The sequence below is a fragment of the Stenotrophomonas sp. 14P6.2.3 genome (assembly GCF_057799055.1).
On the sequence record NZ_JBYOLA010000001.1, the window covers coordinates 22,706 to 47,133 of the forward strand.

Consider the following 24,428-nt stretch of genomic DNA (forward strand, 5'->3'; position numbering starts at 1 on the left):
CGGGAGGGTGGGGCGCGTCGCCGCGCCCCACGTGATCAGTACTTCTTTTCCAGGTTCAGCTGCACACCGTGGTCGGTGTCTTCGCTGCTGCCGAACAGGCCGCGGTACTCGATCCGCAGGCTGAGGTCGCGCTCGGTCTGCAGCACCGCACCCAGACCGAACACGAACCGGTTGCGCTTGAGCCCGTCGATTTCGCCGCGGTAGAACGGACCGCCCGGCAGATCGGCGTAGCCCATCGTCACCGAGCTGGCGTCCTGGAAGTCGTGCTGGTATTCGAGCCGCAACTGTGGCGAGAGCGTGCCGAAGCGCACCGGGAAGCGATAGTCCATGTGCACGCCCAGGCTGGCGGTGGTGGTATCCACATCCTGGTCCTCGTAGCGCAGGGCGTAGATGGCGTCGCCGCGTTCGGTATAGCCGTTCAATGTGGCGCGGGCCAGATCCAGGCGCGCGTACGGGCTCACCGACAACCGGTCGCGCTGGTAGTCGCCACCGACCGACAGCGAGGCGAACCACTGCTTGCCGTCGCGGTCACCTTGCACCATCGCGCCATTGGCAGTCACGTAGCGGCGCGAATCGAACGACAGCAACTGATAACCCAGCAGGCCATCAACGAAGAAGTACTGGCCCGGGTGATAGCTGGCGTACGCAGCCAGGGTGTAGCTCTCGCCGTGGCTGCGGGTGTCGTTGTGACCGACGTCGGTAGTGTCGCGGCCGTAGCCGATACCGGCGCCGAAGGCGAACGACTGGTTCACGCGGGTATCGGCACCAGCACTGATGCCGCTGGTCTGGAAGTCGAAGCCGGCGCTGCCCGAGCGACCATCGCGATCACCGCTGTTGATCGAACCGCCGGTCCACAGGGTCAGGGCGCCGTTATCGCCATTGCCGCTACGTTTGCCGCGATCCCCGCCGACGGGCGCGACAGCAACGTCGTCCCTCAGAACAGATTCGTCCAGCGCGGTGACCTGGCGGCAATCGCCGCCGGGCATGCGTCGCACTTCATCCTGGCAGCGACGGTCGCGGTCGACGCCGAAGCTCAGCCCGTTCTCGAAGCGTGTGCCTCTGCCGGCACCATGCAGGCCTTCCATGCGGCGCTGGAAGTTGCCGATCTGCGCAGTGGCGAAGCGACGGGTGGAAGCGGTCTGCGCGCCCAGCAGGCCCATCACTTCCGCGTCCAGGGTCGGGTCCGGTCGGCCGATCACATCAAAGTCGATGGTCGCCGGCGCCGAGGTCGCGAATGCGTTTGCCAACGTGAAGGTGGCCGTGGCGGTACCGGCGAACGTAGCCGCCGGGATGAAGGTCAGGCGATAGCCCGCGCTGGCGCCGCTACCGGACGGTGCGATGGTGGCAGTGCCGGCAGCGGCCGGTGACAGCGACACCAGGGTGGCTGCGGTGAACGGGCCTCCGGTGGCGTCGGTCGTCAGCTCGACCACCGCCGCAACACCCGCATTTGCACTGACCCGACGCGAGACCGCCACAGGCACCTGGTTGATGGTGATCGTGGTGGTGATCGGAGCCGAAGCGCCATAGGCGTTGTTCAATGTGTAGACGATGCTCGCGGTGCCCGAGGCGGTGACCAGCGGCGTGTAGGTGATGTTGGTACCGGTCACCGTCGTGGTGCCGGTGGCCGGCTGCGTCACCAGGGTCACACCGGTGAACGGACCGCCGGTGGCACCCACCGTGGTGTCGATGGTCACCGGCTGCCCTGCCACGGTGGCGACAGCCGCGCGCGGCTGCCCCGCAGGCACCGGCAGCGCGTTGACGGTGATCGACACCGTGGCCGGGGCCGAGGTGCCACCTGGGCCGGTGGCGGTGTAGGTGAAGCTGTCCGCGCCGAAGTAGGTGCCTGTTGGTGTGTAGACAACCGTCACGCCGCTGACGGTGGCGGTGCCATGTGCCGGCGCGCCTGCCACGGCGATCGAGGTGGTCACTCCGCCGTCGTTCGCCGTTACCGGAATCGTCACCGGTTGCTGCGATGGCGTGGTGGCGCTGTCATCCACTGCCACCGGTACCGCGTCAGCGATGACGACGCTGTAGCTCTGGGTGGCGTTGTAGCCGGCGTCGTCGGTGGAACGCACCACTGCGGTATAGCTGCCGGCCGTGGTCGGCGTACCGCTGAACACACCCGCCGAACTGAAGGCAATGCCCGGGGGCAGGGTGCCGGAGGCGATCGCATAGGTATACGGCGCGATGCCACCGCTGCTGCTCAGGCTCTGCGAATAGGCCGTGCCCACCGTGCCGCTGGGCAGGGTGGCGGGTGTCAGTACCACGGTCGCCGGAGTGATCGTGAAGGTGTACACGCGGCTGGCGGTCTGGCCGTTGGAATCGGTGGAACCCAATGTGATGCTGAAGTTGCCATCCGATCGGGGGATGCCGGCCAGTGCGCCAGCGGAGGTGAAGGACATGCCGATCGGCAGCGCACCACTGAGCAGCGCGTAGCTGTAGGGGGCTATACCGCCGCTGGAACTCAACTGCGCGTTGTAGGCCACCCCTGCGCTGCCGTTGGGCAGGCTGGGCGGATCGATGGCGATTGCCGGCGTGGCAACGACGATGGTGTAGTTCTGCTGCAGCGAGAACGGCGCTCCCGCGCCGGTGCTGGAGTCGGTGGTGCGCACGGCGATGTTGTAGTTGCCAGGGACGGTCGGCGTACCGCTGAGCACACCGGCCGACGTCAGGGTGACCCCCACCGGCAGCGAGCCGGCGACCAGTGCGTAGCTGTACGGCGCGATGCCGCCGCTGCTGGCGAAATTGATGGTGGTGGCCACGCCGTAGTTCATCGGCAGGTTGCCCGGCGCCGGGGTCATGCTCAGGGTCGGCGCACCAACGGTCAGCGTGAAGCCCTGGCCGGTGGTGAACGGACCGTTGCCGGAGCTGCTGTCGGTTGCACTGGCGACGAGGCTGAAGCTGCCCGCCGCGCTCACCGTGCCGCTTACGGTCACGCTGTTGGCGGTGGTGCCGCTGATGCCCACACCCGCTGGCAGGCCAGTGACAGTGAATCCGCTATAGGGTGCGGTGCCACCATTCCAGGTGAACGTCTGGCTGTAACTTGCGCCGACCTGGGCGCTCATCGGGCCGCCCGCAGTCACGGTGATGGTCGGATTGCCGACCGTGATGCTGACCGTTGCGGGCGCCGAGGTGCCGGCAGTGTTTGTTGCGGTGTAGGTAAAGCTGTCCGGGCCCGCGTAGCCCGCGGTGGGCTGGTAGGTGACGGTGGTGCCGCTGGCGACGGCACTGCCGTGAGCCGCTGCAGTGCCGATGGCCACCGAGGTCGGCACGCCGCCGGTGATGTTCAGCGTGATCGGATTGGCGCTGCTGTTGTAGGCCACGGTCGCCGACACCGGATTGGCAACCGGCGGACTGTTGATGATCTGTAGCGAATAGCCACGTGGCGCCGAGCTGTAGGGCCCGCTGCCGGTGCTGCTGTCGGTGGCGGTCACCGCGAAATTGGAGATGCCCGCTGATGTGGGGGTGCCCGACAGGGCTCCCGTGCTGGCGTTCAGCGCGATGCCCGCCGGCAAACTGCCCGCAGTGATCGCATAGGTGTACGACGAGGTGCCGCCGCTGGCGGGATTGAGCGCAGCGCTGTACGCCACGCCCTCGGTGCCATTGGCCAGAGTGGTGGCCGGCAGCAGGACCGTTGCCGGAAGGAACGTCGTCGAATAGGCACGCGAGCCGCTGTGCGGCACACCCGTGCCGGTGCTGCTGCTGGTCGCTGTAACGGTGAAGTTGAAGGTGCCGCCTGCGGTGGGTGTTCCGCTGATGACGCCGTTGCTGCCATTGAGCGTCACCCCCGCCGGGAGGGCACCGGCAGTGATGGCATAGCTGTACGAGGCGATGCCGCCGCTGGCAATGAAGGTCTCACTGTAGGCCCCGCCGACTGTGCCGCCTGTCAGCGCGGCCGGAGCGATAACGATTACCGGCGGTGCCACCACCAGGGTGTAGGCGTTGGAACCGGTGAAACTATTGGCGTCTGTTGCGGTCACGGTGAAGTTGAAGGTGCCGGCCGCGGTGGGCGTACCGGTCAGTGCGCCGGTGCTGGTGTTGAGGCTCATCCCTGCGGGCAGGGCGCCTGCGGTGATGGCGAAGCCATACTGCGCAGTGCCGCCGCTGGCGCTGAGGGTCTGGCTGTAGGCCACAGCGACGGTTGCACCCGGAACGGTGGCCGGGTTGATCACGATGGTCGGCGGCGCAACCACCTGCAGGGTCACGGATTTGACCTCCGCATAGCTGCCGGTGCCGGTGCTGCTGTCGGCGACGCGGATGCCAAAGGTGTAGCTGCCCTGGGTGGTGGGCGTGCCGCTCAGGGTCGCGCCGCTCAGGCTCAGGCCGGGTGGCAGGGTGCCGTTTTCATACGCGAACGTGTAGCCGGGCACGCCACCGCTGGCAGTGAAGGTGACAGAGTAGGGAAGGTTCAGCGCGGCAGACGGCGACGACGGCGCGATGGTAAGCGTCGGGTTGGCTGCCGAACCGCTGAAGCTGCGCACGCCGCTGGCAGAGGCGCTGTCGGTGGCGCGGATGGTGAAGGCGTAGGCGCCGCGCTGGGTCGGCGTACCGCTGATGATGTTTCCGCTCAGGCTCAGCCCCGGCGGAATGGAGCCGCTGTCCAGGCTGTAGGTATAGGGGCCGGTGCCACCACTGGCACTGAGGCTGGTGCTGAAAGGCACGCCCACCGTCAGGTTGACCGCGGGGGTGGCGACGAGGGTGATGGCCGACGCCGGAGCGATCGTTACGGTGACAGTGATGTCACCGCCGAAGTCGTCCTGGATGACGAAGGTATCGGTGGAGGCACTGTCGCCGTTGTGGGTGTAGGTCAGCGGCAGGTTGGCACCCGACTGCAAACCTACCGTGCGGCTGCCGTGCGGAGTTGCTGCCGTGCCTGCGGCGATACCAAAGCCGCCGTGACAGTGGTTGATGTCGATCGTCTGCGAGCCACTGTTGGCCACCGACATGCTCAGCGTCGGGCAGAACGTCGATGAGGCTGCCGTCGCCAACTGCGGCCACAGGCTGCCCGCGCACAACAGCGCGACGATGAACCAGGAGCAGAACGATGAAAAGAAAGCGTGCGAACGCGCACGCGGCGTCTCCACGCGTTGCGCTGATGACTGATGCATGTTCTGCCCCTGTTGGCACCGCACGGGCTCGACCGTCCCCAAGGACATCGAGCCAGAACGGCGAGACCTTACCCCTGTCCGCGGACACCGGGCTGGACCCGGCACCGCACCCCTTGCGAACTGCTGCCAATCATTCAAGCAGGATTCAGAGTGAAAAAGAAAGTGCCTATATATTCATGAATGGTTAATGTTGCATTCGCACAAAGATTTCGCTTGTACGGCGTGTGGAGTGTGAGCGAGAGTAGCGGCGGCAGCGGACATGACGTCCGTGCCACCAACCTTTCGGGGGAAAAGGTATGACCCAGGTATTCCTCGGGCAGATAATGCTCACGGGGTTCGCGTTCGCGCCCAAGGGATTTGCCGTTTGCAACGGACAGTTGCTTTCCATTGCCCAGAATCAGGCGCTGTTTTCTCTGCTGGGGACCATGTACGGCGGTGACGGCAGAACCACGTTCGCCTTGCCCAATCTGCAATCGCGTACCCCGGTGGGCGCCGGCCCTTCGGCGGATGGGGGCTGGAATCCTGCGCCTTACGTCCAAGGGGAAGTGGGCGGCGTGGAGAGCGTTACCCTGCTGCCCACTCAGGTTCCGGCCCACAGCCCGGTGGTCAATGGCACCACCACTGCAGGTACGGCGCGCAATCCTACAGGCGGTCTGTATGGCACCAGCGGCAGTGCAATCTTCGGACCTGCCAACGGCACCCTGGTTCCGCTGAATGGCGTGGGGCCGGGCGGTGGCAACCAGCCGCACGCGAACCTGCAGCCCTACACCGTGATCAATTTCGTGATCGCACTGAACGGCATTTTCCCGTCGCGCAACTGATTTTTCCGAAGCCCATTACAGGAGTTCCCCATGAGCACCCCTTACATCGGAGAAATCCGGATGTTCGGTTTTGCGCGCGTGCCCAACGGCTGGTTCGCATGCGACGGTTCGCTTCAATCGATTGCCGAGTACGAAGTGCTGTACACCTTGATCGGCACCACGTACGGCGGTAACGGCGTCACCACTTTTGGTGTGCCCGACCTGCGCGGCTGCGTGCCGATCCATCAAGGCCGCGGCCCGGGATTGAGCGCCTACGTGATGGGGCAGAAGGCGGGCAACGAAAGTGTCACCCTGCTGCAGACGCAGTTGCCCCAGCATACCCCGTCGCTGATGGCCACCACGGCCTTGGCAACCACCGGTGCGGTTGGCGCTACCGTGCTGCCGGCGGCGCTGTCGGGCGAGACCATGTATGTCACCGATATCACCGGCGCCAATGCTGCGGTCATGTCGCCCAATGCAGTTGTCAGCATGGGTGGCAACCAGCCGCACGACAACCAGATGCCTACGCTCACGGTGCAGTTCTGCATCGCGTGGGCGGGCATCTTCCCGTCGCAGAGCTGAGTCGTCACCCGCGCATACCCGCTTCCAGGACACGACCATGACCGAACCTTTCATCGGCGAAATCCAGATCTTCGGCTTCAACTTCCCGCCACGTGGCTGGGCAAGCTGCAATGGCGTCACCCTGCCGATCCAGCAGAACACTGCGCTGTTTTCGCTGCTGGGCACCCAGTACGGTGGCGACGGACGAACGAATTTCCAGCTGCCCAACTTCGTCAACCGCGCGGCTACCGAACAGGGCCAGGGCCCTGGCCTGACCCCGCACACCATCGGCGAGGCCTATGGCAGCAATTCGGTGACGTTGAACACTGTGGAGATGCCGTCGCACAGCCACTCCCTGACGATCTACAACCAGCCTGACCAGACCAAGCGCACCGGCACCCCGGTCGCGGGCAACTACCTGGGTCTGCCGACCTCAGGTGCACCGTTCGTGCCCAGCGCCACCGCCAACGCACAGTTCAGTCCCAAAATGATCGGTCCGTCTGGCGGCGGCCAGCCCCACGAAAACCGCCAGCCCTACCTCGCGACGAACTTCTGCATCGCGTTGGAGGGGGTGTTCCCCAGCTTTGGCTGACAACATGCAAGCGATGTCGCAGCTCACTTCGTTTCCGGCGGGCCGCAACGACCACCTGGCCGTCCCCGCGCTCCTTGGCGAGCGCGGGTACGCTTTGCGGCCGCTGTGCGACGATGACCTGAGCTGGCTGCGCGAACTGTACGCCAGCACCCGCGCGGAGGAACTGGCGGCAGTGCCTTGGCCCGAAGCGAGCAAGCGCGCGTTTCTGGATAGCCAGTTCGCACTGCAGCACCAGCACTACCAGGCGCACTACAGCGACTCTGATTTCCTGGCCATCGAACGCCACGGCGTGGTGGTGGGCCGTTACTACCTGCAGCGCAGTGCGCCGGATCACCTGATCGTCGATATCTGCTTGTTTCCCGGTGAGCGCGGTCACGGTGTGGCCGCGGCCCTGATTGCTCACAGCCAGGGCGAGGCCGCCGCGCTGGGTCGCGGCGTGACCCTGCACGTGCAGGCTGACAACGTCGCTGCGCAGCGCCTGTACCGGCGTGCGGGCTTTGCCCTGATCCACGATCAAGGCTCGCATCTGCTGCTGCGTTGGGCACCGGGCTGAGCCGGCGACACGCCGCCGCAAGCCTGGCCGCGGGCTCACATTCTCAGTTGAAGATCGCCTGATACAGGAATCCGGCCTGCTCACGCGCTACCGGCACCAGGAATATGCCCACCTCACCGATGTCGTCATGGCGCATCTGATAGATCTGCTGCGGGAACAGGAAGGCCGAGCCGTTGCGGAACAACAGTGAGAACGGCACACGCGCCGCGCCCGGTGGCAGTTGCGATGGATTCAACGCTCGCGCCTCCACAAGCACAAACGGAACCTCGCCGTCGTTGATGACCGCCGAGAAGGTCTGATCGACGTGGCGGGTGAAATGGTCGAGCGTCAGCAATTCCATGCAGGGTTCCCCTAAACCGAACCGCATCGTCGCCGCGCGGTACGCTCGATGCAAGTGTGTTGCGGAAGTTTCCGGCAGGCATGCTTGGCTGCACGTGAACCGCTCGTCCATCAGTCCTGTGTACCACCGGGGGCGAGTGTCCGATTGCCTGCCTCGGCCCAACCCCCACCCAGCGCCAGGAACAGATCCACCTGACGGTCCACCCGCTGCGCACGCGACGCTGCGAGCGCGGATTCTGCATCGGCCAGCGCGGCCTCGGCAGACAGCACATCGAGGAAGCCGATCCTGCCGAACCGGTACAGCTGCCCGGCCTGGTCGCTCGCACGTGCCGCGTCGTCGCGGGCCAGGGCAAGGCTGCGCTCGCGATCGATCTCCTGTGCATACGCCGACAGCGCGGTTTCGGTCTGCCGCAACGCATCCAGCACCGCGCCATCGAACGATGCCAGCGCAGCATCGGCGTTGGCCCCGGCAGCGTCGATCCGTGCGTGGGTTGCGCGGCGGTTCGGCCAGCGCCACGACAGCAGTGGTCCGATGGACGCGCCGATGCTGTCGCTGCCCAGCAGCTTCTTGAATGAACCTGCCATGCCAGCGGACGCGCCGATACTCACCTGTGGATACAGCCCCGCCGTTTCCACGCCGATCATTGCAGTGGCGGCCGCCAGGCTGCGCTCCGCCGCGCGGATATCCGGGCGACGCTGGATCAGCTGGCTGCCATCGCCGACAGGAATCAGCTGCTGCAGGCGCGGCGGTTGTTGGCAGTTGGCGACGTCCTGCGGGTAGTCCGCTGGTAGTCGGCCCATCAGCGCTGCCAGTTCGAACAGGGCCGCCTGCCGCTCGGCAACCAGATGCGGCACCGCCGCGGCGCTGCGGTTGACCGCCGCGCGCGCCCGGCTCACGTCGAATTCGGTTTCGCGTCCGCCGTTGGCCAAGCGGGTGGTGGCGTCCAACGTGGCGCGCTGCGTATCGAGCACACGCTGCGTCGCCGCCAGGGTGAGGTTGGTCGAACAGATGCCGACATACGCGCGGGTGACGGCAGCGGCGACAACCACCCGAACCTGGTCGCGCGCTGCAGCGACAGCCTCTGCATCCGCGCTGGCAGCTTCAATACCGCGGCGGATGCCGCCGGCCAGATCCAGCGGGTAGGACAGGTGGATGCCGAGCGCGTACACCTGCGGTGGCGAGGAAGGCGAGGTGTATCCCCCGGCGCGGGCCAGCGTAGCCGATGCGTCGGCGTCGGTGCCTACTGAGCCCTCGGCCCGGAGTTGCAGCGCCATCGCCGTGGCGCGCCGCAGGTTGGCGTCGGCCGCGCGCAGATCGGTGTTGGCCCGCAGCGCTTCGCTGACGTAGGCATCGAGCCGTGGATCGTCGTACAGCTGCCACCAGCGGTCCGGCGGCTCGGCTTGTATGTAGGCAGCTTCGTGCCCCGATACGAATGTGCGGCGGGCCGCCGGGGCCGCGGCGACCGCGTTGGCCGGAAGTGTGTAGTCGGGGCCGGACACGCAGCCCGCCAGCGACAGTGCACAGGCGAGCACGCCCACACGTGATGCGGTGAATATCACTTGCAGGCCCCCTGCGCGCGCGGAGTGATGGTCACGCTGGCGGTTCTGCCGACAATCAGGCGGGTAGCCGGTGCAACGTCATCCAGGCGGATGCGGACGGGTATCCGCTGCGCCAGCCGCACCCAGGTATAGGTCGACGCGACCGACGGCAGCAGGTTGTGGGTGCTCGAGCGCTGGTCGTCGGCGATACCGGCAGCGATGCTCTCGACATGCCCACGCACGTCGCGACCATCGCCCATCAGGTGGGCGACCGCGGCATCGCCCTCGTTGATGCAGTTGAGCTTCGTTTCCTCGAAATAGCCTTCGACCCTCAGGCTGCTGCTGTCGATCAGGGCCAGAGCCTGCGCGCCGGGCTGCAGGAAGTCACCCGGGTGCAGGTCGAGATTGGTGACGGTGCCATCGGCGCTGGCGCGCACTTCGGTGCGCTGCACGTTCAACAGTGCCACCCGCCGCTCCGCGCGGGCCTGCGCCAGACCGGCAACTTCGGTATCAACCTTGGCCGCATTGCGCTCGCGTGTCTCCGAGGCGACCAGGTTGCCCAGCGCCAGATCCCGTTTCGATTCACGGCGGGCGAGGGTGAGCGTGGCCTGCGCGCTGCTCACTGCGGCATCCGCCTTCTCCAGCGCGGCCGCGTAGCGCGGTTGGTCCAGCACCAGCAGCAGCTGCCCGGCTTTCACCCGCTGGTTGTCCTGCACCAGCACCTGGGTCACCAGTCCGCCCATGTCCGACGCCACGCGGATCACATCCGCGCGTACCCGGCCATCGCGCGTCCAGGGCTGCGTTTCGTATCGGTTCCAGAGGGACAGGGCCGCGATGACGGCGACGGCGAACAGGCAGAGCGTTGCGCTCCAGCGGCCAATGACACTCAGCACGTGTTTCATTTCAGTTTCTCGAACAGGGGGGCGAGCTGGATCAACAGCTCCGCCAGGATCACGAACAGCGAAAGGCCCACCAGCGGGCGATAGGCGAACAGCCGGTACAACCCGAGGCTTGCCAACAGCCGCGAGGCCATCATCGACAGGGCCAACGCAATGAGCGCCACCGCCAGCAGGCCGGGAACGAAGACGCCATCGATGGAGATATCGGAGAACATCGCATCAGTCCTCATGAGCGAGCAGGTCGCGGCGCAGGCCGGAAAGCAGCGCGAGAACGCGCTCGGTTTCGGGTGGGCTGCCAGCGAGGATGGCGTCGCGTGTGTTCTCGAGCGATTCCAGCAGCGGCGCATTCACCAGGCGGGTAGCGGGAGCGCGGAAGTGGGCGGTGGCCCTGTGCATCAGCAGCGCCTGACACTCGCGGCTGCTCCGGTCCTTGAGCTTCCTGCCGATCACGCGCAGTTCGGCCACGGCACTGGCCGCGCGCATGTCTGCAAACATCGTCCGCAATGTGCGGGCCGCATCCGGATGGCCGCGCAGGCGAGGAGCAAGCAGCGCAAGCCGATCCACCATGCGGCTGGTCCAGTCGCTGGCATTTCGCACCTGCCCGGCCGCCCGACGCGCGATGTCCCGCCTGATCACGTCCTGCAAGCGCGCGCGGCTGCGATTGCTGTCCAGGGTCTGCAACAGCGACATGCTGCACAGCGCCGCCGCCGTGCCGACGAACAGCGCGACGCCGCTGTTGAGTGCACCCACGATGTTGCTGGCATTGGTGGCGCCCAATCCTGCAATGAGCGGGAAGGTGAGCACTACGCCCAACGCCGCCATGATGAACGGTGGGCGTGCGAGGAACGAGCCACACAGCAGCAGCGCGGGCGCCAGCGCCATGGCCAGATCGACGAAATCGGACAGGCCCGGAAAGATCACCAGCGCGTAGAGCAGCCCGACGACCACGCCGATGGTCGACCCGATCAGGTAGCGCATGACATGCCCGGCAGGTGCCTCGGCGGTCCCGAACAACACGCAGGCCGTGCCGATGATGGAGACGGCGGTTGCCCCATCGGACCACGCCGTGGCGATCCACAGCGCGCAGCTCAGTACGATGCCGACGAATGCACCCAAGGCGCTGCGCAGGGCGATTCGGTGATCACGGTGCAGCACGTGGCCATTCGCCTTGCTGGCGAGGTGCGCGGGCACACGCCGGCGCCAGTCCGGGCGGGCGGCGTGCAGCTGCTCTTCCAGCAGCCGGCAGTCGTGATGCGCAGCATCGAGTTCGGCCTGACGTGTGCAAAGTGCTGCACGCAGCAGGTCAGGCCATGCTGTGTCTGTCGTGCCAACAGGCTGCGCGCGCAGCTGGGCCATCGATTCATCCACCGCGCTGGACAGCATCAGCACATCGAGCATCCGGTCATGCAGTGCGCGCAGGATCTGCACCTGGGCAACGCCGTGCGCGCTGTCGAACGGCAGGTGGATGGACAACGTATGCAGTTCGAGCAGGTCCGCGGCTACCTTGGAGCGATCCTCCGCCAGTACCGTCTCCTTGGCGCCTGCGCGCATGTCCTGCGTCCAGCGTTCCGCATCGCCGAGGATCGACGCCACACGCGCGTGCACACGCGGCGAGACCCGGCGTGGCAGCACCAGCCCGTGGACCAGCGTTGCCGCAAGAATGCCGATCGAGATCTCCTGCACGCGGGTGATGGCAATGGTGAAGACTTCACCGGGCACCATCACCGCCGGGAAACCGATCAGGCTGGTGGTATACCCGGCCAGCAGGAAGGCATACGCACGCGGTGTGCGGTCGAGCATGGCCAGGTACAGGCACAGGCCCATCCAGGCCGCCAGCACCACGCTCAGTACCAAAGGCGCGTTGGCGAACCGCGGCACCAGCAACACCGTAGCGACCGCACCGCCGACGGTTCCCAGCAGGCGGAACAGGCCCCGGCTGAGTGTCGCGCCGGACATCGGCTGCGACACCAGGTAGACCGTGCCGATCACCCAGAACGGGCGGGTCAGGCCGATGCGCAGCGAGACATACAGCCCGAGGATCGCGGCGAGCAGGCACTTGAGCGAGAACAGCACCGCTTCGCGGTCGACCTTCAATGCGGGCGACGTCAGCAGCGCACTGGGGCGCGAAAGCCAGGGGCGGGTGGGGGCGGGAATCTGCATGCCGCCATCGTATTCAGCCGACCCCGCCGCCGAATTTCGCTAGAATGTCAGACAATCGCTGAATCTGGTCATTAAGAATGACTCGCATTTCGCTGCCTGGCTTTGATCTGGACCCGGACGCGACGGATCGGCCTGCAGTGGCCAGCCGCCTGCAGGTGGCCGATCACGATGCCGAGATTCCGGTCCACGACCATCGCAAGGGACAACTGATCCTGGCACTTCATGGCGCGGTGACCTGCGAGGTGGCCGATGCGCTCTGGATCGTGCCGCCGCAGTGCGGCGTGTGGATTCCCGGCAGCATGCCGCACAGCAATCGCGCCACGGCGAACGCGCGCCTCTGCTATCTGTTCGTCGAGCCGGGCGTCGTCGACCTGCCGCTGCACTGCGTGACGCTGTCGATCTCACCGATGGTGCGCGAGATGATCCTGCACCTGGCCGATGTGCCGCAGGACTACCCGCGCGGCGGGCACGTCGAGCGGCTGGCGCGGGTGCTGCTGGACGAACTGGTGCAGATGCCGGCCGAGCGGTTGTACCTGCCGGTGAGCGATCACCCCAAGATCCGTGCGCTGGCTGCGGCGCTGTCGGCCAATCCGGCGGACCGCAGCACCATCAGTGAATGGGCCAAGCGCCTGGCACTGGGCGAGCGCACGTTGACTCGCCTGATTGATCGGGAAACCGGTCTGTCGTTCGGGCGCTGGCGACAGCAGCTGCATCTGCTGGTTGCGATTCGCGAGCTTGCCGGCGGCGCAGCGGTGCAACGGGTTTCTGAAACCCTGGGCTACGAGTCGGTGACAGCGTTCATCACGATGTTCAAGAAAGCGCTGGGGCAGTCGCCTACGCGGTATTTTGTCGCGCGGCTGCGGAATCAGGATTCTGCTGCTCGTGGCGATTGACGTTGACTGGCTGAAAGGAAGTATCAGCTCTCCACGGAACTGCGTTTGTCGCGTATCGAATAGATCACTGAAAAGATCTTCCAGCCTTGCTCGGTGCGGACCAGCTGCCACATTTCCCTGCCCCAGTTTTCTTTCGCGCCATTGGCGTGGAAGCTGTAGTCGAACGACACCGATGCCACATCGCCGTCTGTGTCGATCTTCGTGTTGAAGAACTTCTCCTCTCGTGGCTCTGCAGTGGCCACGGCCTCATCGATGAGCGAGATGAAGTTGTTCGATGGGATATTTCGTGCCTTGATCGCATCGGGCTTGGCCCTGCGGATGTCCGCCAATCGCCGGTCCTCGGACACCAACTGCCAGCCAATGTCTTCCGGCTTGTCAGAGAAGAACAGCGCCATGTAGGTCGGCTTGTCTTTGTTGATCAGCGAGGTGCGGAAGGACTCGATCACCTGTTCGATCGCTTGCACATCGGCAGGCGTGCTTTGCTCTGCGTAGGCCGGAAGGCAGGGCAACAGGCAAAGGGCGAGGGTGGTGAGGACCGTTCCTGGAATGTGCATCTGTAGTGTCGGGTTGAAGGGGAGGGCGGGCATGCGCATCAGCGAGCGTACGTGCGCCAGAAGAGCACACGATTGCCGGTTCTGTTTGTCGCGACGAAGACTGACTTGTCGAACTCGGGCTCACAACGGAAGAAGGTGTAGGCGCGCTTCAGAGCCGCCTCACTCGGCCACCAGCTTCGATTGAACAGTGCCGGCTGGACAGCGCTGTGGTCGACGGGCCGGCAATCGGATGGCAACAACAGCTGCTTACTGCGTGGCGTGGTGAAGGCAAGCGCGCTCACGTTTGAATCGAGGTCGTGCACCTCGCGCAGGTCGGTCGCCTCCTCGGGCACCCACGCGGGAATCCAGCCCTTGGCAATCATCTCGGCGTCGACGGCTTCCTGCTTCGTGGCGAAAGAACTGTCCATCACCAGATCCAGATCGCAGGAGGTGAGTATCAAGCAGAGTGCGAAGAGGATGGGCAGCCTCATGCTGCTTCTGGCACGTTGTCGGAACGTCATTGCTGCCATGCGTTGCCTCGCGATCTACCGGGTCAATGCCTCGAAAAGACGGTTTCGATCCGCATCGGTCATCGACCACGATTGACCGACCGGCGCCATGCGCACGGTTTCCACCCGGCCGCAGGCCCGGTACTGCCAAGTCTCCGAGCCGTCCGCTTGCGTTGCCACATCGATCCCGTCCAGGCGCGCGCATTGCAGCCTTGCCAGTGCCATCGGCGTGAAATGGAACATGTAATGCTGCACTCTCTCGGCCGGCATTGCCGAGCCAGTCGGCAGGGGATGGGCCGGCGAGTACTCGCCCAGAAGGCTGATGCAGGTCGCGGCGGCAGAAAGCGTATTGCGGCCAAAGGCTCGGGAGGCATCACGTTCGACCTCATTGCCGAGCCTCTTTCCCTCCTTGCTGGCAGCGTAGGCCTGCGCCACCTGAAGCTGCGCGGGATCGAAGGTCGACAGCCAACGTTCGCGGCCGTCCTGCAACTGTAGTTTCAGGCCAGGCAGGATCTTCTGGCAGCGCGCCGAGATCGCCTGTGTCTGCACGAAGTCCTGGGCCCGATCGCTGGGAGTTGCGGCCGGCGGTGCTGCCGGAGCGTCCGTCGCCAGGAAGGCGGAGGTGATGACCAGGCCATATCCAATCCTGCTGCGCATCCTTGCACCTGTTGGAAAGTTTGATGGCGCACGCTATCACGGATGTTGGGTGGGACGTAGCTTGGAAGGGGGCTGCTCCCGACCTGGGTCGACCGCCATTTTCGCTATCGATAACCGTGACCTATATCTCAGGGCTTGACTTGATTATGTAATGGTCTTGCGCGATAAAGGCGCCATGCGGCATTGCCGCATTCCGGAACAGGGACGATCCGAAGCAGGGCGCGACAGGGCGGTGATCCGCCTGTGCGCCTTCGTCCCTCCCGGCGCGGTATTCGCCCAGGAAGGAGAACACGGATGTTCGGACGGACAATGAAGCTGGCGTGTCTGGCGCTGACGATGGTCGCGCTTGGCTGCGCGGCCCCTCTTGCCGCGCAGGCGCAGGAAAGCAAAAAAACCTGGCGCATCTCGCAGCCAGGCGGAAATTCGACCCAGTACAAGACCCAGCAGGCAGCGGTGCAGGCGATCCAGAGCCTGCCCGCGCCGAGTCCGTTCCCGCCGGAGTTCCAGATTGGTTGGAAATCCGTCAATTCGATCAAGTCCACCGTGGTCGACCTGGAAGGCAATACTTCAATTACCTACTGGATGGGAAAGTCCCAGCCTTCCGATCCTGAATGGTCGTATCTCAGTACCGATATGTTCCCAACCGAAGAGGCGATGGTCGCTTCCTATCTCGCTTATATCAAGGCATTCAATCCAGTATGCCCGGGTGCAGCCGTCACGCCTACAAGCGAGTGGTATGCGCTCAGCCCGGACATGGAAGGAACCATCGAGACACGTGAATTTGAAGTGATATACATGACCGGCGACAACACAGCCGAGTCGCCGTGCACGCCCTATCCAAGCGATGCGCAGATGACGCGGACTCGGCGCCTAAATTGCCCGGTCCCCTTCACCCAGTGGTCCAACAAGTACGAAGCCTGCGTCAGCGAAGAGTTCGTAGCAACCATTACCTCCAAGACGACGCAGTGCGACAAGGATGGCGGGAATGGCAACTGTCCGACCTCGGGTAACGGCGCCATGAGTGGCATGAGCCCGAACCCCTCCAGCACTTCGGCATCGCAGGAGCCTCCGTGCACTGGAGCGGTAGGCAACCCCTGCGACGTAAAGACCGGCGAGAAGTACGAGATCGCGCAGGACTTCGATCTGGGCTGGATCGCACTGACGCGCTATTACCATTCGGGAATATCCACCTCGTCCGGAGGCTTCGGCCACGGCTGGACACATTCGCTTGGAGCGCAACTGGCACTGGATGGGGCGGGTGGCGCAGGCATCGTTGAAGCCACCGGTTTCCAGCGCGCCTTCAAGAAGATCGGCCAGGTCTACGAGGCTGCTGACAGCAGTGGCGATCGCCTGGTCCAGAATGGAAACTGGACGCTGTACGCGTCCGACGCCATTTCGACATTCGACGATGCGGGTCGGCTCGCCGCGAAGCGCTTTGTGGACGGTACCTCGCTCACCTTCGTCTATGACGACAGCCAGCGCCTCGCTGCCGTTGTGCACAGCAGTGGCCGTACGCTTGAATTCGTCTATCAATCCAACGACTACGAAGCCCTGATCAGCTCCGTTCTGGTCGCGGGCGTGCCGCAGGCGAGCTATACCTATACTGCGCATGGGCAGGTCGCTACCGTCACCTACGCGGGCGGCGGGGTGCGCACCTATCACTACGAGAATCAGGATTTCCCCCAGCACCTGACCGGCATTACCGCCGAGGATGGGCGCCGCTACAGCACCTTCACCTATGACACCATCGGTCGCGTCATTTCGAGCCAGCACGCGGGTGGCGCTGATGGCGTAACCCTTGCCTACAGCCCAAATGGCGGTGCGGTGGTCACCGATGCATTGGGCCATCAGACCGATTACACGCTGACGCCCGGTGGCGACAGCGCGCCTCCCCGCAAGGTGTCGGGCACGACCGATGCCCAGGGTTCGATCAGCCGCACCTACTATGACGGCGCGGTCGATTTCCGCCGGCGTCTGGATACCTATACGGACCGGCGCGGCGTCCAGACCAAGCACACTTACAGCGAAGGCGTCGACGCGGTGACGGGCCGACCGGTCAACACCCATACCATCACCGATGCGGTCGGCCTGCCTGAGCAGCGTGTTGTGCAGACCACACGCGACAGTGTGACCAACGCGGTGCTGGCTACGACCATTGGTCAGCGTGAGACGCGGGCCGCCTACAACGCCCGTAGACAGCCGGTGAGCGTGACCCTGAAGGACCTGGCGTCCGCGCAGGCGCGTACGACCACATATACCTATTGCGAGGCCGCGGATGTGGCCGCAGCGGGTAGTTGCCCCGTGGAGGGGCTGCTGAAGAGCGTGGACGGCGCACGCACCGACGTGGCCGACGTCAGCACCTATGCCTACTACGCCGCAGACGACGCAGGGTGCGCGACCAATGGGGCCTGCACCTATCGCAAGGGCGACCTGCGCAGCGTCACCAATGCACTCGGTCAGACGGTGGAGACGTTGGCCTACGACGCCTACGGGCGACCGTTGTCGGTGAAGGATGCCAATGGCGTGGTCACCGACTACGCCTACCATGCTCGTGGCTGGCCCACCTCGGTGACCGTACGCGGAGCCACTACCGCCGATGATCGATCCACCCACATCAGCTACTGGCCCACCGGTCAGGTGCAACAGATCACCGAGCCCGATGGCAACAGCGTGACCTACGTGTATGACGCTGCACAACGACTGACCGACATCGAGGACAACGCCGGCAACACCGTCCACTACACGCTGGACAATGCCGGCAATCGCCTGAAGGAGGACACTCTGGATGCGGGCGGCACCCTGCGCCGCACCCTGGCACGCACCTTCAACACGATTGGCCAGCTTACGGCGCTGAAAGACGCCGGCAACCACGCCACAGGCTTCACCTACGATGTAAACGGCAACCCGCAGACGGTGACCGACGCCCTGCAGCGCGTCTCCAGCCAGCAGTACGATCCCCTGAACCGGCTGGCTCGGACCCTGCAGGACGTGGGAGGTGTTGCTGCGGAAATCCGCAGCCAGTACAACGCGCTGGACCAGGTCACCCAGGTGACCGACCCGAAGGGCCTGCACACCACCTACGCCTACAACGGCTTTGGCGATCTGACCGGCCAGGTCAGCCCGGACAGTGGCGCCAGCAGCTTCACCGTGGATGCGGCAGGCAACCGCAAGACCGCCACCGACGCGCGCGGTATCACTGCCACCTATCACTACGATGCACTTAACCGCCTGACTGGTATTGCCTATCCGGACCCCAATCTGGACGTGGGCTACAGCTATGATGTGGCGCCGGCCGTCTGCGTGGCTGATGAGCGATTCGCCAAGGGGCGGCTGGGGCAGGTGCTGCACGCCAGTGGCAGCACCCAGTACTGCTACGACCGCTTCGGCCAGATCACCCGCAAGGTGCAGGCTGTCAACGGTGTCGCCAGTACACTGCGCTACGCCTACAGCAAGTCGGGCCGCTTGACGTCGTTGACCTACCCGGACGGCAGCGTGGCTGACTACTTGCGCGATACCCAAGGGCGCATCAGCCAGATCGGACTGACCCGGCCTGGCCAAGCGCGCCAGATCGTGGTGAACAACGTGAGCTATGCAGCCTTCGGCCCGGCGACCGGTTGGACCTATGGCAACGGCCGTCAATTGCAGCGGCCGCTGGACCTGGACTACCGCCCGCAGGTCGTGCATGACCCGGCCGCAGGGGGCCTGTCGCTGAGCTATAGCTATGATCCGGTGGGTTCGATCACCGAGCTGAAGAACGGCGCAGGGTCCGAAGTGCTGGCCAAGTACGCTTATGACGCGCTCGGCCGCCTGACCCAGACCCAGGACGGTACGACCGGCACGCCGATTGAAACCTACGGCTACGACGCCACCGGCAACCGGACCTCGCTGACTACGTCGGCTGGAACGGCCGCCTATACCTATCCGGCAACCAGCCACCGGCTGACTGCGGTGGATGGCGAGGTGCGGAATCACGACGCATCGGGCAACACCACCAGCATTGGCAGCAAGGTGTTCACCTATAACGATGCCAACCGGATGAACGCGGTGAAGCAGGGTAGCGCCGTGCTGGAGAGCTATGCGTACAACCATCGCGGCGAGCGCGTGCTGCGCACCCCAGCCGGTGGTGCAGCACAGCTCACGCTGTATGGCGAGGCAGGGCAGTGGCTGGGCAACTATTCGGCCACGGGGGAGGCGCAGCAACAGGCGATCTGGCTGGACAACTATCCGGTGGCACTGATCAATGTGCCGGGCACCGGCGTGCCGGAGCTGGCCTACATCCAGCCGGACCACCTGGGCACGCCGCGCGTGGTGATCGACTCCGTGCGCGATGTTGCGATCTGGGAGTGGAGCAACAAGAGCGAAGTGTTCGGTGATCAGATTCCTAGTGCTGATCCGGATGGCGATGGCGTGGCGTTCGACTTGGCGCTGCGCTTCCCCGGGCAACAGTCGACGGATGCGAGTGGGCTGTTCTACAACTACCAGCGGGAATACGACCCGGCAGTGGGACGCTATTCCCAGAGTGATCCGATTGGGTTGAATTCTGGTGTGAATACATATGCTTATGTATTTTCAAGGCCGATGAATTTCACCGATCCGAGGGGGCTAAAGACCACCTTGATAACCACCTACGATTTTGGAATTGGGAGTCACTCTGCGATCCATGTCGCAAGGCCCGGACAACCCGACTTCCTATACGATCCAGCAGGTTCGTACGCGCCCGGTGGACGTCGGGGAACTGGTGGGCTTTTCGAGGGGGATGATGCTAGCTTGGCTGGATACAGCAGGTATCAGCGCGCGACTGGAAGCCGTGTTGAGTTCACCGTTATTCACCTGTCGCCGGAGCAGGAAGCTACTCTGGTCCAGAATGCAGAGGAATGGGGCGATCCTCGTGGTTTCGGGTGTGCAGCCTCTGTGTCGGGTGCGTTGAGTGGAATGTGTGGTATCACTCAAACGTTCCGTCCTGGTGTCCTGAATGATATGGCGAAGGAGGCCGAATGCCCGGTCAAGTGAAAGATAGGTTGGTGGCATCTTCAGTTTGTTTCATGCTTTGTGTTGTTATCAACATTGCGGCATGGAGATGGGTTTCGGCATTTGTGAAGATTGAGGGGATGCGGATTCCATACGTCGTGCTGATTTCGTTAATTCTGTCTTTCGCATTCTATGGCTTTGCATTGATTCGCAAAGAATGGACGGTGCTCGCGGTTGCTGGGATCGGGGCTGCTGCCGGCGTTGTAGGCGGGACATTCGCCATTACGCTGTCCAATTTGGTAATCGTTGATGGCTTTCAGCGGCTCGTTGTCAGCTTCGAAAGATATGGGGCAATTGCTGCTCTTTGGGACGTCCCGGTATCGCTGCTACTTGGCAGCTGGGCTGTTGGGGCACTTTCTTTCTGCGCTGCATGGTTGAAGCTCAAGAGATCCTGTGGCGGGAAGGAGAGTGGGCGAAGAATTGGCAGGAATGCCTCTCGTCCGCGAGATGCTGGCTGACGCCGCTGGGAGCGGTATGCACTACGCTACCCCTCCCGCTGCAACCACCCCGCCGCCTGCGCGCATAACGATTGGCAGAAGATGACCAACCCCCTCATCACCCGGCCGCCCACGTACGGCTCGGGTTCGCCGTTCTGCCGGGTGCGTTCCGCTGCGTTCAAAATCCCCATGGGCCTGGAAGCTTCGGTGAGATGGTGGGTGGCAAGTGTCAAGAGCGACTGCGTATAGATCCGGCGACGCCGCCGGGTACCAAAGGGCAGAAGTACTCCCACTACCAATTGGACCAGAAATGTGAGCATTTCAGCCCTGCGCCTGGGGATCGCGATCCGAAATTCCGGTAGATGAATAGAGAATAGATTTCCCCCCGGTTGACGATGACGAGCCGGGGCTCATCGATCTTCTTGATCGTTGGAAGGCGGTAGGCTACCCGTCGTCCGGGTTGAAGTGTTTCCGTATCGAGGCCTGCTCGACCGGAAGCGTCATTCTCGTCTATGCAAGGACATGGCGGGTCGAGAACCTGTCGATGGCGCATACGGTTCTCTGAAGGACGTCCGATGCCCAGATTGCTCACCTCCGACGAGGTCTCCCTCATCCAGAGGATGCTGCCTGGGACTACCGAGTTGTCCGAGCAGCTGTTGAAGGATCTGGCGCTCGCCCAGGCGGATGTCCTCGGACTCGGGGCGTGCTGTTTCTCTCCAGCAAGACTCAGGTCCTTGGCCGTGACGCTGCCACCGCAACGCTTGTCGATGTCGCGGTATGCCGGTGATGGCCACCCTGTATGTGGACGATCACGATCAGCTCTTCGAGCTCGAATTGTGGGCGGTGGACTTCTCACCGATCATCTGCCTCGATCCGAGGAGCGCTTTCAGCGGGCACTGACGCCTGCTGAAAGCGCTCTTCGCTGAAGCGTTGCGTGTGGCATTCACCCCTCCACCTGCAACCGCCTCACAGCCTGCGCACTCAACGCCAGGCACGCCAGCATCAGCCCTTGCATCACCCGGTCGCCCACATAGTCCTCGGGCTCGCCGTTCTGCCGGGTCCGCTCTGCCGCCAGCAGCACCTCCTGTACCACCCGCAACCCGGCCAACGCGCAATCCGCATCGGCCAGCGCCATGCAGCGCCCGGGCAACTGATGCCGCTCCGGCCAGGGCTGCCCGTCGGCGGCAGCGCCTTTGCCGATCCGCTTCAGGTTGGCAATCAGGGTATTCGCATCCGCGCAGGACACAGCCTCTGCCAGGTCATCGGCATTGGCCGGGTCACGGTAGGCGTGCAGATGGGGAAGGTCAGATCCGTTCATGGCGAGGCTCCGTGCAAGGCAATCGGTAGCCGCCACACAGAGGTGGCGGACGGTACGTGGTTCGAATCCGGGTTGACCTCAAGCCGGCGGGCGCGAACGCCCCCACGCACCGCCCGCCATAGCCGGCAGACGGATTGCCAGCCGGCGCCACGGAATGTGGACGCCGACTGGCAAGCGCAATCACTCAAGGTCAACACGGGATTCGAAACCCGGCCACCCGTTTTCGGTGGCACGCCATCTGAGCGTGCGTCGCTGTGCAATGCCAATCAGACGAGTTGTAAATAACTCACGATTGAAGACGCTTTCGGCATTGAACCACGCTGTTAAGTACTGGTAGCTCTGGTCGCCGCGATGGTCCAGCGCGACCAGGCAATCTGCGACAGGTGTCGTGGTTGTAGGCGTGGAGAGAGCAGGGCGGCCGGGGCGAAGGCGACATCACATCGGAAGCGCCGGGCCGTCCCCAGCGAGCGCGGCACAGTGAACCCGGATGCATTCCGCCGGGCACGACCCGGCGCTACCGATTGCGTCGTGCCTTGACGTTCCCAGCCACCGAGCGCAGGCTTGCCCAGCACGTTTCCTAAACACAAAGGAGACTTATGACAGCCACCGCGTCTCTGCACCCCGCGCCCGACACCCAAGGCCGTTCACGCCTCTGGAACGTCTTCTGGCTGCAGGGGGTCATTCCCAGCAACATTCTCTGGGCCGTTGCCCTCTGGGCCCTGGCCAACCAGCGCACCACACTGGTGCTGGCGGTGTTCGCCGTGCTGCTGCTCTATACCGGCTGGATCATCCCCGCGGTCTGGCGCGCAGCACCTGCCGCGCGCACCCCGAACCTGGGCGTTGCCGCGCGCGGGCTGACCGTGGCCTGGGGCCTGAACACGGTGCTGGTGATTTTCTTCCTGACCCTGCAGCTGGTGGCTCAATAGAACTGGATCGGCTCACCGCTGCGGTCGAAGGCGGCGAAGCGGCCGATCTGGCCGTCGTTGATGGCGTTGACCATCAGCCGCAGTGGGCGGGTGGCCTCGTCGGTGGTGGGGGCAAAACCCGCACGGCCGTCCATCGCGGCCACGAACACCATGTCCCATTCCACGCCGGTGGTGGTGGACTCGCTGGCCAACGCCTGGAAGCTGGGCACCTCGGTCGGCAACTTGTCCACGCACAGCACCGGCGACAGGGTGCCGCCTTCGCGGCGGTCATGCCGGTCACGCTGGTCGTCGGTGGGCGATTCGGGCAGGTCGGCGCGGGCGAATACGAACAGCAGGCGTTGCGGTTCGGCCTGTTCGCCGGCGGCCTGCAGCAATTGCTGGAAATCGTTCATCATCATGATGGCTGTCACACGCACACGGCACGGAAAGCCGCATGCTGCCACAACGCCCGCGCGGCGTGGCCGGCGGCGATTGATTTAAGTCATCCCGTTGCCAATGCATGCCGCGTAGGCTGGCGTCAGTCTCAGCAGGCGAGGGTATCCGGGCCGTTCCGGGCACAGGCAAGACGGTGGAACAACAAGGTGGACCAGCCATGAGCCAACTCACCGACGGATTCGGGCGCAGCTTTCCCTACCTGCGCCTGTCGTTGACCGAGGCCTGCAACTTCCGTTGCAGTTACTGTCTGCCCGATGGCTACCAGGCCGATGGCCGCCCGCGCTTCCTGGCGATGGACGAGATCGCGCGCCTGGTGCGCGCGTTTGCCATGCTGGGGATGACCAAGATCCGCCTTACCGGTGGTGAGCCCAGCCTGCGCAAGGATCTGGACGAAATCATCGCCACGGTGGCAGCCGTGCCGGGCATCCGCAAGGTGGCCATCACCACCAATGGCACGTTGCTGCCGCGCCGCCTGCCGGGCTGGCACCGTGCCGGCCTGACCGCGCTGAACGTGAGCATGGACAGCCTGCAGCGCGAGCGCTTCAGCACCATCACCGGCCACGACCGCCTGCCGGAAATCCAGCAGGGGCTGGAGATGGCGCAGGCACTGGGCCTGCCGGCCATCAAGCTCAACGCCGTGCTGCTGCGCGGCCTGAACGACGACGAGCTGCCGCAGTGGATGGACTTCCTGCGCGACCGTCCCTTCAGCGTGCGCTTCATCGAACTGATGCGTACCGGCGACAACGAAGCTTATTTCCAGCGGCACCACCTGCGTGCCGAACACGTGATCGACCAGCTGCATGCCGCCGGTTGGCATGAGCGCCCGCGCGCGCCCGATGCCGGCCCGGCGCGCGAGTTCAGCCACCCGCAGCATCGCGGCACGGTGGGAATCATCGCTCCGTATTCGCGTGATTTCTGCAAGGGCTGCAACCGCCTGCGGGTGACCGCCAAGGGCGACCTGCGGCTGTGCCTGTTCGGCGAATTCGGCGTGCCACTGCGCCCGCTGCTGCAGAGCGACGATGACCAGGACGCGCTGCTGGCACGCATCACCACACAGCTTGGCCTGAAAGCGGCCGGGCACGGATTGCATCAGGGCCAGACCGGGTTGACCCCGCACCTGGCGTCGATCGGAGGATGAGGA

Annotated in this window: 21 protein-coding genes; 10 read left to right on the forward strand and 11 right to left on the reverse strand. The window is 64.6% G+C overall.

Annotated elements, in window-relative coordinates; all coding sequences use genetic code 11:
* Nucleotides 1-35: 35 nt before the first annotated feature.
* Complete coding sequence (locus AC27VL_RS00095; RefSeq protein ID WP_488765193.1) at nt 36-5,108, reverse strand: putative Ig domain-containing protein; 5,073 nt, start codon at nt 5,106-5,108, stop codon at nt 36-38.
* A gap of 296 nt (nt 5,109-5,404) precedes the next feature.
* On the opposite strand from AC27VL_RS00095, the gene AC27VL_RS00100 reads away from it, so the two are divergent.
* From AC27VL_RS00100 to AC27VL_RS00115, 4 genes are read left to right on the forward strand one after another with little or no spacing between them, the layout of a single operon-like run.
* Entirely contained in the window at nt 5,405-5,929 is a 525-nt protein-coding gene (locus AC27VL_RS00100) for a phage tail protein (RefSeq protein WP_100552710.1), read from the forward strand.
* Nucleotides 5,930-5,959: 30 nt separating this feature from the next.
* Nucleotides 5,960-6,490 carry a phage tail protein gene (locus AC27VL_RS00105; RefSeq protein WP_100552709.1) on the forward strand — a complete coding sequence of 177 codons (531 nt, stop codon included), beginning with the start codon at nt 5,960-5,962 and terminating at the stop codon, nt 6,488-6,490.
* A 37-nt stretch (nt 6,491-6,527) separates the two neighbouring features.
* On the forward strand, nt 6,528-7,061 hold the full coding sequence (locus AC27VL_RS00110; protein WP_100552708.1) for a phage tail protein: 534 nt from the start codon (nt 6,528-6,530) through the stop codon (nt 7,059-7,061).
* A gap of 13 nt (nt 7,062-7,074) precedes the next feature.
* Nucleotides 7,075-7,614, forward strand: a complete 540-nt coding sequence (locus AC27VL_RS00115) for a GNAT family N-acetyltransferase (protein ID WP_165780982.1) — start codon at nt 7,075-7,077, stop codon at nt 7,612-7,614.
* Between the two features lie 43 nt (nt 7,615-7,657).
* Here the strand turns inward: AC27VL_RS00115 and AC27VL_RS00120 are convergent, their stop codons facing one another.
* The 5 genes from AC27VL_RS00120 to AC27VL_RS00140 all read right to left on the reverse strand — a co-directional run bounded on the left by AC27VL_RS00120 (nt 7,658) and on the right by AC27VL_RS00140 (nt 12,551).
* Nucleotides 7,658-7,954, reverse strand: coding sequence for a DUF6916 family protein (locus AC27VL_RS00120; RefSeq protein WP_488765194.1), 297 nt, complete (start codon nt 7,952-7,954; stop codon nt 7,658-7,660).
* A gap of 110 nt (nt 7,955-8,064) precedes the next feature.
* The gene (locus tag AC27VL_RS00125) at nt 8,065-9,513 is read right to left on the reverse strand and encodes an efflux transporter outer membrane subunit (RefSeq protein ID WP_488765195.1); all 1,449 of its coding nucleotides are present in this window, start codon (nt 9,511-9,513) and stop codon (nt 8,065-8,067) included.
* On the reverse strand, nt 9,510-10,394 hold the full coding sequence (locus AC27VL_RS00130) for an HlyD family secretion protein (protein ID WP_488765196.1): 885 nt from the start codon (nt 10,392-10,394) through the stop codon (nt 9,510-9,512). Before AC27VL_RS00130 ends, AC27VL_RS00125 begins: the two co-directional genes overlap by 4 nt.
* Complete coding sequence (locus AC27VL_RS00135) at nt 10,391-10,606, reverse strand: DUF1656 domain-containing protein (RefSeq protein ID WP_099818682.1); 216 nt, start codon at nt 10,604-10,606, stop codon at nt 10,391-10,393. The genes AC27VL_RS00130 and AC27VL_RS00135 overlap by 4 nt, the downstream gene beginning before the upstream one ends.
* A 4-nt stretch (nt 10,607-10,610) precedes the next feature.
* Entirely contained in the window at nt 10,611-12,551 is a 1,941-nt protein-coding gene (locus AC27VL_RS00140; RefSeq protein WP_488765198.1) for an FUSC family protein, read from the reverse strand.
* Nucleotides 12,552-12,628: 77 nt separating this feature from the next.
* Here AC27VL_RS00140 and AC27VL_RS00145 point away from each other — a divergent pair, with 77 nt between their 5' ends.
* The gene (locus tag AC27VL_RS00145; RefSeq protein WP_488765200.1) at nt 12,629-13,444 is read left to right on the forward strand and encodes an AraC family transcriptional regulator; all 816 of its coding nucleotides are present in this window, start codon (nt 12,629-12,631) and stop codon (nt 13,442-13,444) included.
* 23 nt (nt 13,445-13,467) lie between these two features.
* Here the strand turns inward: AC27VL_RS00145 and AC27VL_RS00150 are convergent, their stop codons facing one another.
* The 3 genes from AC27VL_RS00150 to AC27VL_RS00160 are packed head-to-tail and all read right to left on the reverse strand — an operon-like array spanning nt 13,468 to nt 15,143.
* On the reverse strand, nt 13,468-13,998 hold the full coding sequence (locus AC27VL_RS00150; protein WP_488765394.1) for a nuclear transport factor 2 family protein: 531 nt from the start codon (nt 13,996-13,998) through the stop codon (nt 13,468-13,470).
* Nucleotides 13,999-14,036: 38 nt separating this feature from the next.
* Nucleotides 14,037-14,468 (reverse strand): YbbD-related protein, encoded by a 432-nt coding sequence (locus tag AC27VL_RS00155; RefSeq protein WP_488765201.1) that lies wholly within the window; start codon nt 14,466-14,468, stop codon nt 14,037-14,039.
* A 54-nt stretch (nt 14,469-14,522) separates the two neighbouring features.
* Nucleotides 14,523-15,143: a hypothetical protein gene (locus tag AC27VL_RS00160; RefSeq protein ID WP_223880147.1), complete on the reverse strand. Its 621-nt coding sequence runs from the start codon at nt 15,141-15,143 to the stop codon at nt 14,523-14,525.
* Nucleotides 15,144-15,437: 294 nt separating this feature from the next.
* Between AC27VL_RS00160 and AC27VL_RS00165 the strand changes: the two genes are divergently transcribed.
* From AC27VL_RS00165 to AC27VL_RS00175, 3 genes are all read left to right on the forward strand, one after another.
* Nucleotides 15,438-20,153 carry an RHS repeat-associated core domain-containing protein gene (locus AC27VL_RS00165; protein ID WP_488765203.1) on the forward strand — a complete coding sequence of 1,572 codons (4,716 nt, stop codon included), beginning with the start codon at nt 15,438-15,440 and terminating at the stop codon, nt 20,151-20,153.
* Complete coding sequence (locus AC27VL_RS00170; protein ID WP_133120075.1) at nt 20,138-20,629, forward strand: hypothetical protein; 492 nt, start codon at nt 20,138-20,140, stop codon at nt 20,627-20,629. Before AC27VL_RS00165 ends, AC27VL_RS00170 begins: the two co-directional genes overlap by 16 nt.
* A gap of 765 nt (nt 20,630-21,394) precedes the next feature.
* Entirely contained in the window at nt 21,395-21,508 is a 114-nt protein-coding gene (locus AC27VL_RS00175; RefSeq protein WP_415846961.1) for a DUF6984 family protein, read from the forward strand.
* 43 nt (nt 21,509-21,551) lie between these two features.
* On the opposite strand, the gene AC27VL_RS00180 is transcribed toward AC27VL_RS00175, so the two are convergent.
* On the reverse strand, nt 21,552-21,926 hold the full coding sequence (locus tag AC27VL_RS00180) for a hypothetical protein (RefSeq protein WP_488765205.1): 375 nt from the start codon (nt 21,924-21,926) through the stop codon (nt 21,552-21,554).
* A 596-nt stretch (nt 21,927-22,522) separates the two neighbouring features.
* Here AC27VL_RS00180 and AC27VL_RS00185 point away from each other — a divergent pair.
* Nucleotides 22,523-22,852: a hypothetical protein gene (locus tag AC27VL_RS00185; RefSeq protein WP_488765207.1), complete on the forward strand. Its 330-nt coding sequence runs from the start codon at nt 22,523-22,525 to the stop codon at nt 22,850-22,852.
* Here the strand turns inward: AC27VL_RS00185 and AC27VL_RS00190 are convergent.
* A complete protein-coding gene (locus AC27VL_RS00190; RefSeq protein ID WP_488765208.1) occupies nt 22,846-23,250 on the reverse strand; it encodes a ribonucleotide reductase subunit alpha in 405 nt (134 codons plus the stop codon). The genes AC27VL_RS00185 and AC27VL_RS00190 overlap by 7 nt on opposite strands.
* A 194-nt stretch (nt 23,251-23,444) precedes the next feature.
* On the opposite strand from AC27VL_RS00190, the gene moaA reads away from it, so the two are divergent.
* Entirely contained in the window at nt 23,445-24,425 is a 981-nt protein-coding gene (gene moaA, locus AC27VL_RS00195; protein WP_488765209.1) for a GTP 3',8-cyclase MoaA, read from the forward strand.
* Nucleotides 24,426-24,428: the final 3 nt, after the last annotated feature.

Coding starts and splice junctions, on each gene's coding strand:
- AC27VL_RS00155 (WP_488765201.1), bottom strand. CDS start 14,468: ATGAGGCTGCCCATCCTCTTCGCACTCTGCTTGATACTCACCTCCTGC.
- AC27VL_RS00180 (WP_488765205.1), bottom strand. CDS start 21,926: ATGAACGGATCTGACCTTCCCCATCTGCACGCCTACCGTGACCCGGCC.
- AC27VL_RS00145 (WP_488765200.1), top strand. CDS start 12,629: ATGACTCGCATTTCGCTGCCTGGCTTTGATCTGGACCCGGACGCGACG.
- AC27VL_RS00190 (WP_488765208.1), bottom strand. CDS start 23,250: ATGATGATGAACGATTTCCAGCAATTGCTGCAGGCCGCCGGCGAACAG.
- AC27VL_RS00175 (WP_415846961.1), top strand. CDS start 21,395: ATGGCCACCCTGTATGTGGACGATCACGATCAGCTCTTCGAGCTCGAA.
- AC27VL_RS00135 (WP_099818682.1), bottom strand. CDS start 10,606: ATGTTCTCCGATATCTCCATCGATGGCGTCTTCGTTCCCGGCCTGCTG.
- AC27VL_RS00160 (WP_223880147.1), bottom strand. CDS start 15,143: ATGCGCAGCAGGATTGGATATGGCCTGGTCATCACCTCCGCCTTCCTG.
- AC27VL_RS00110 (WP_100552708.1), top strand. CDS start 6,528: ATGACCGAACCTTTCATCGGCGAAATCCAGATCTTCGGCTTCAACTTC.
- AC27VL_RS00150 (WP_488765394.1), bottom strand. CDS start 13,998: ATGCACATTCCAGGAACGGTCCTCACCACCCTCGCCCTTTGCCTGTTG.
- moaA (WP_488765209.1), top strand. CDS start 23,445: ATGAGCCAACTCACCGACGGATTCGGGCGCAGCTTTCCCTACCTGCGC.
- AC27VL_RS00100 (WP_100552710.1), top strand. CDS start 5,405: ATGACCCAGGTATTCCTCGGGCAGATAATGCTCACGGGGTTCGCGTTC.
- AC27VL_RS00140 (WP_488765198.1), bottom strand. CDS start 12,551: ATGCAGATTCCCGCCCCCACCCGCCCCTGGCTTTCGCGCCCCAGTGCG.
- AC27VL_RS00130 (WP_488765196.1), bottom strand. CDS start 10,394: ATGAAACACGTGCTGAGTGTCATTGGCCGCTGGAGCGCAACGCTCTGC.
- AC27VL_RS00165 (WP_488765203.1), top strand. CDS start 15,438: ATGTTCGGACGGACAATGAAGCTGGCGTGTCTGGCGCTGACGATGGTC.
- AC27VL_RS00170 (WP_133120075.1), top strand. CDS start 20,138: ATGCCCGGTCAAGTGAAAGATAGGTTGGTGGCATCTTCAGTTTGTTTC.
- AC27VL_RS00120 (WP_488765194.1), bottom strand. CDS start 7,954: ATGGAATTGCTGACGCTCGACCATTTCACCCGCCACGTCGATCAGACC.
- AC27VL_RS00095 (WP_488765193.1), bottom strand. CDS start 5,108: ATGCATCAGTCATCAGCGCAACGCGTGGAGACGCCGCGTGCGCGTTCG.
- AC27VL_RS00115 (WP_165780982.1), top strand. CDS start 7,075: ATGTCGCAGCTCACTTCGTTTCCGGCGGGCCGCAACGACCACCTGGCC.
- AC27VL_RS00105 (WP_100552709.1), top strand. CDS start 5,960: ATGAGCACCCCTTACATCGGAGAAATCCGGATGTTCGGTTTTGCGCGC.
- AC27VL_RS00185 (WP_488765207.1), top strand. CDS start 22,523: ATGACAGCCACCGCGTCTCTGCACCCCGCGCCCGACACCCAAGGCCGT.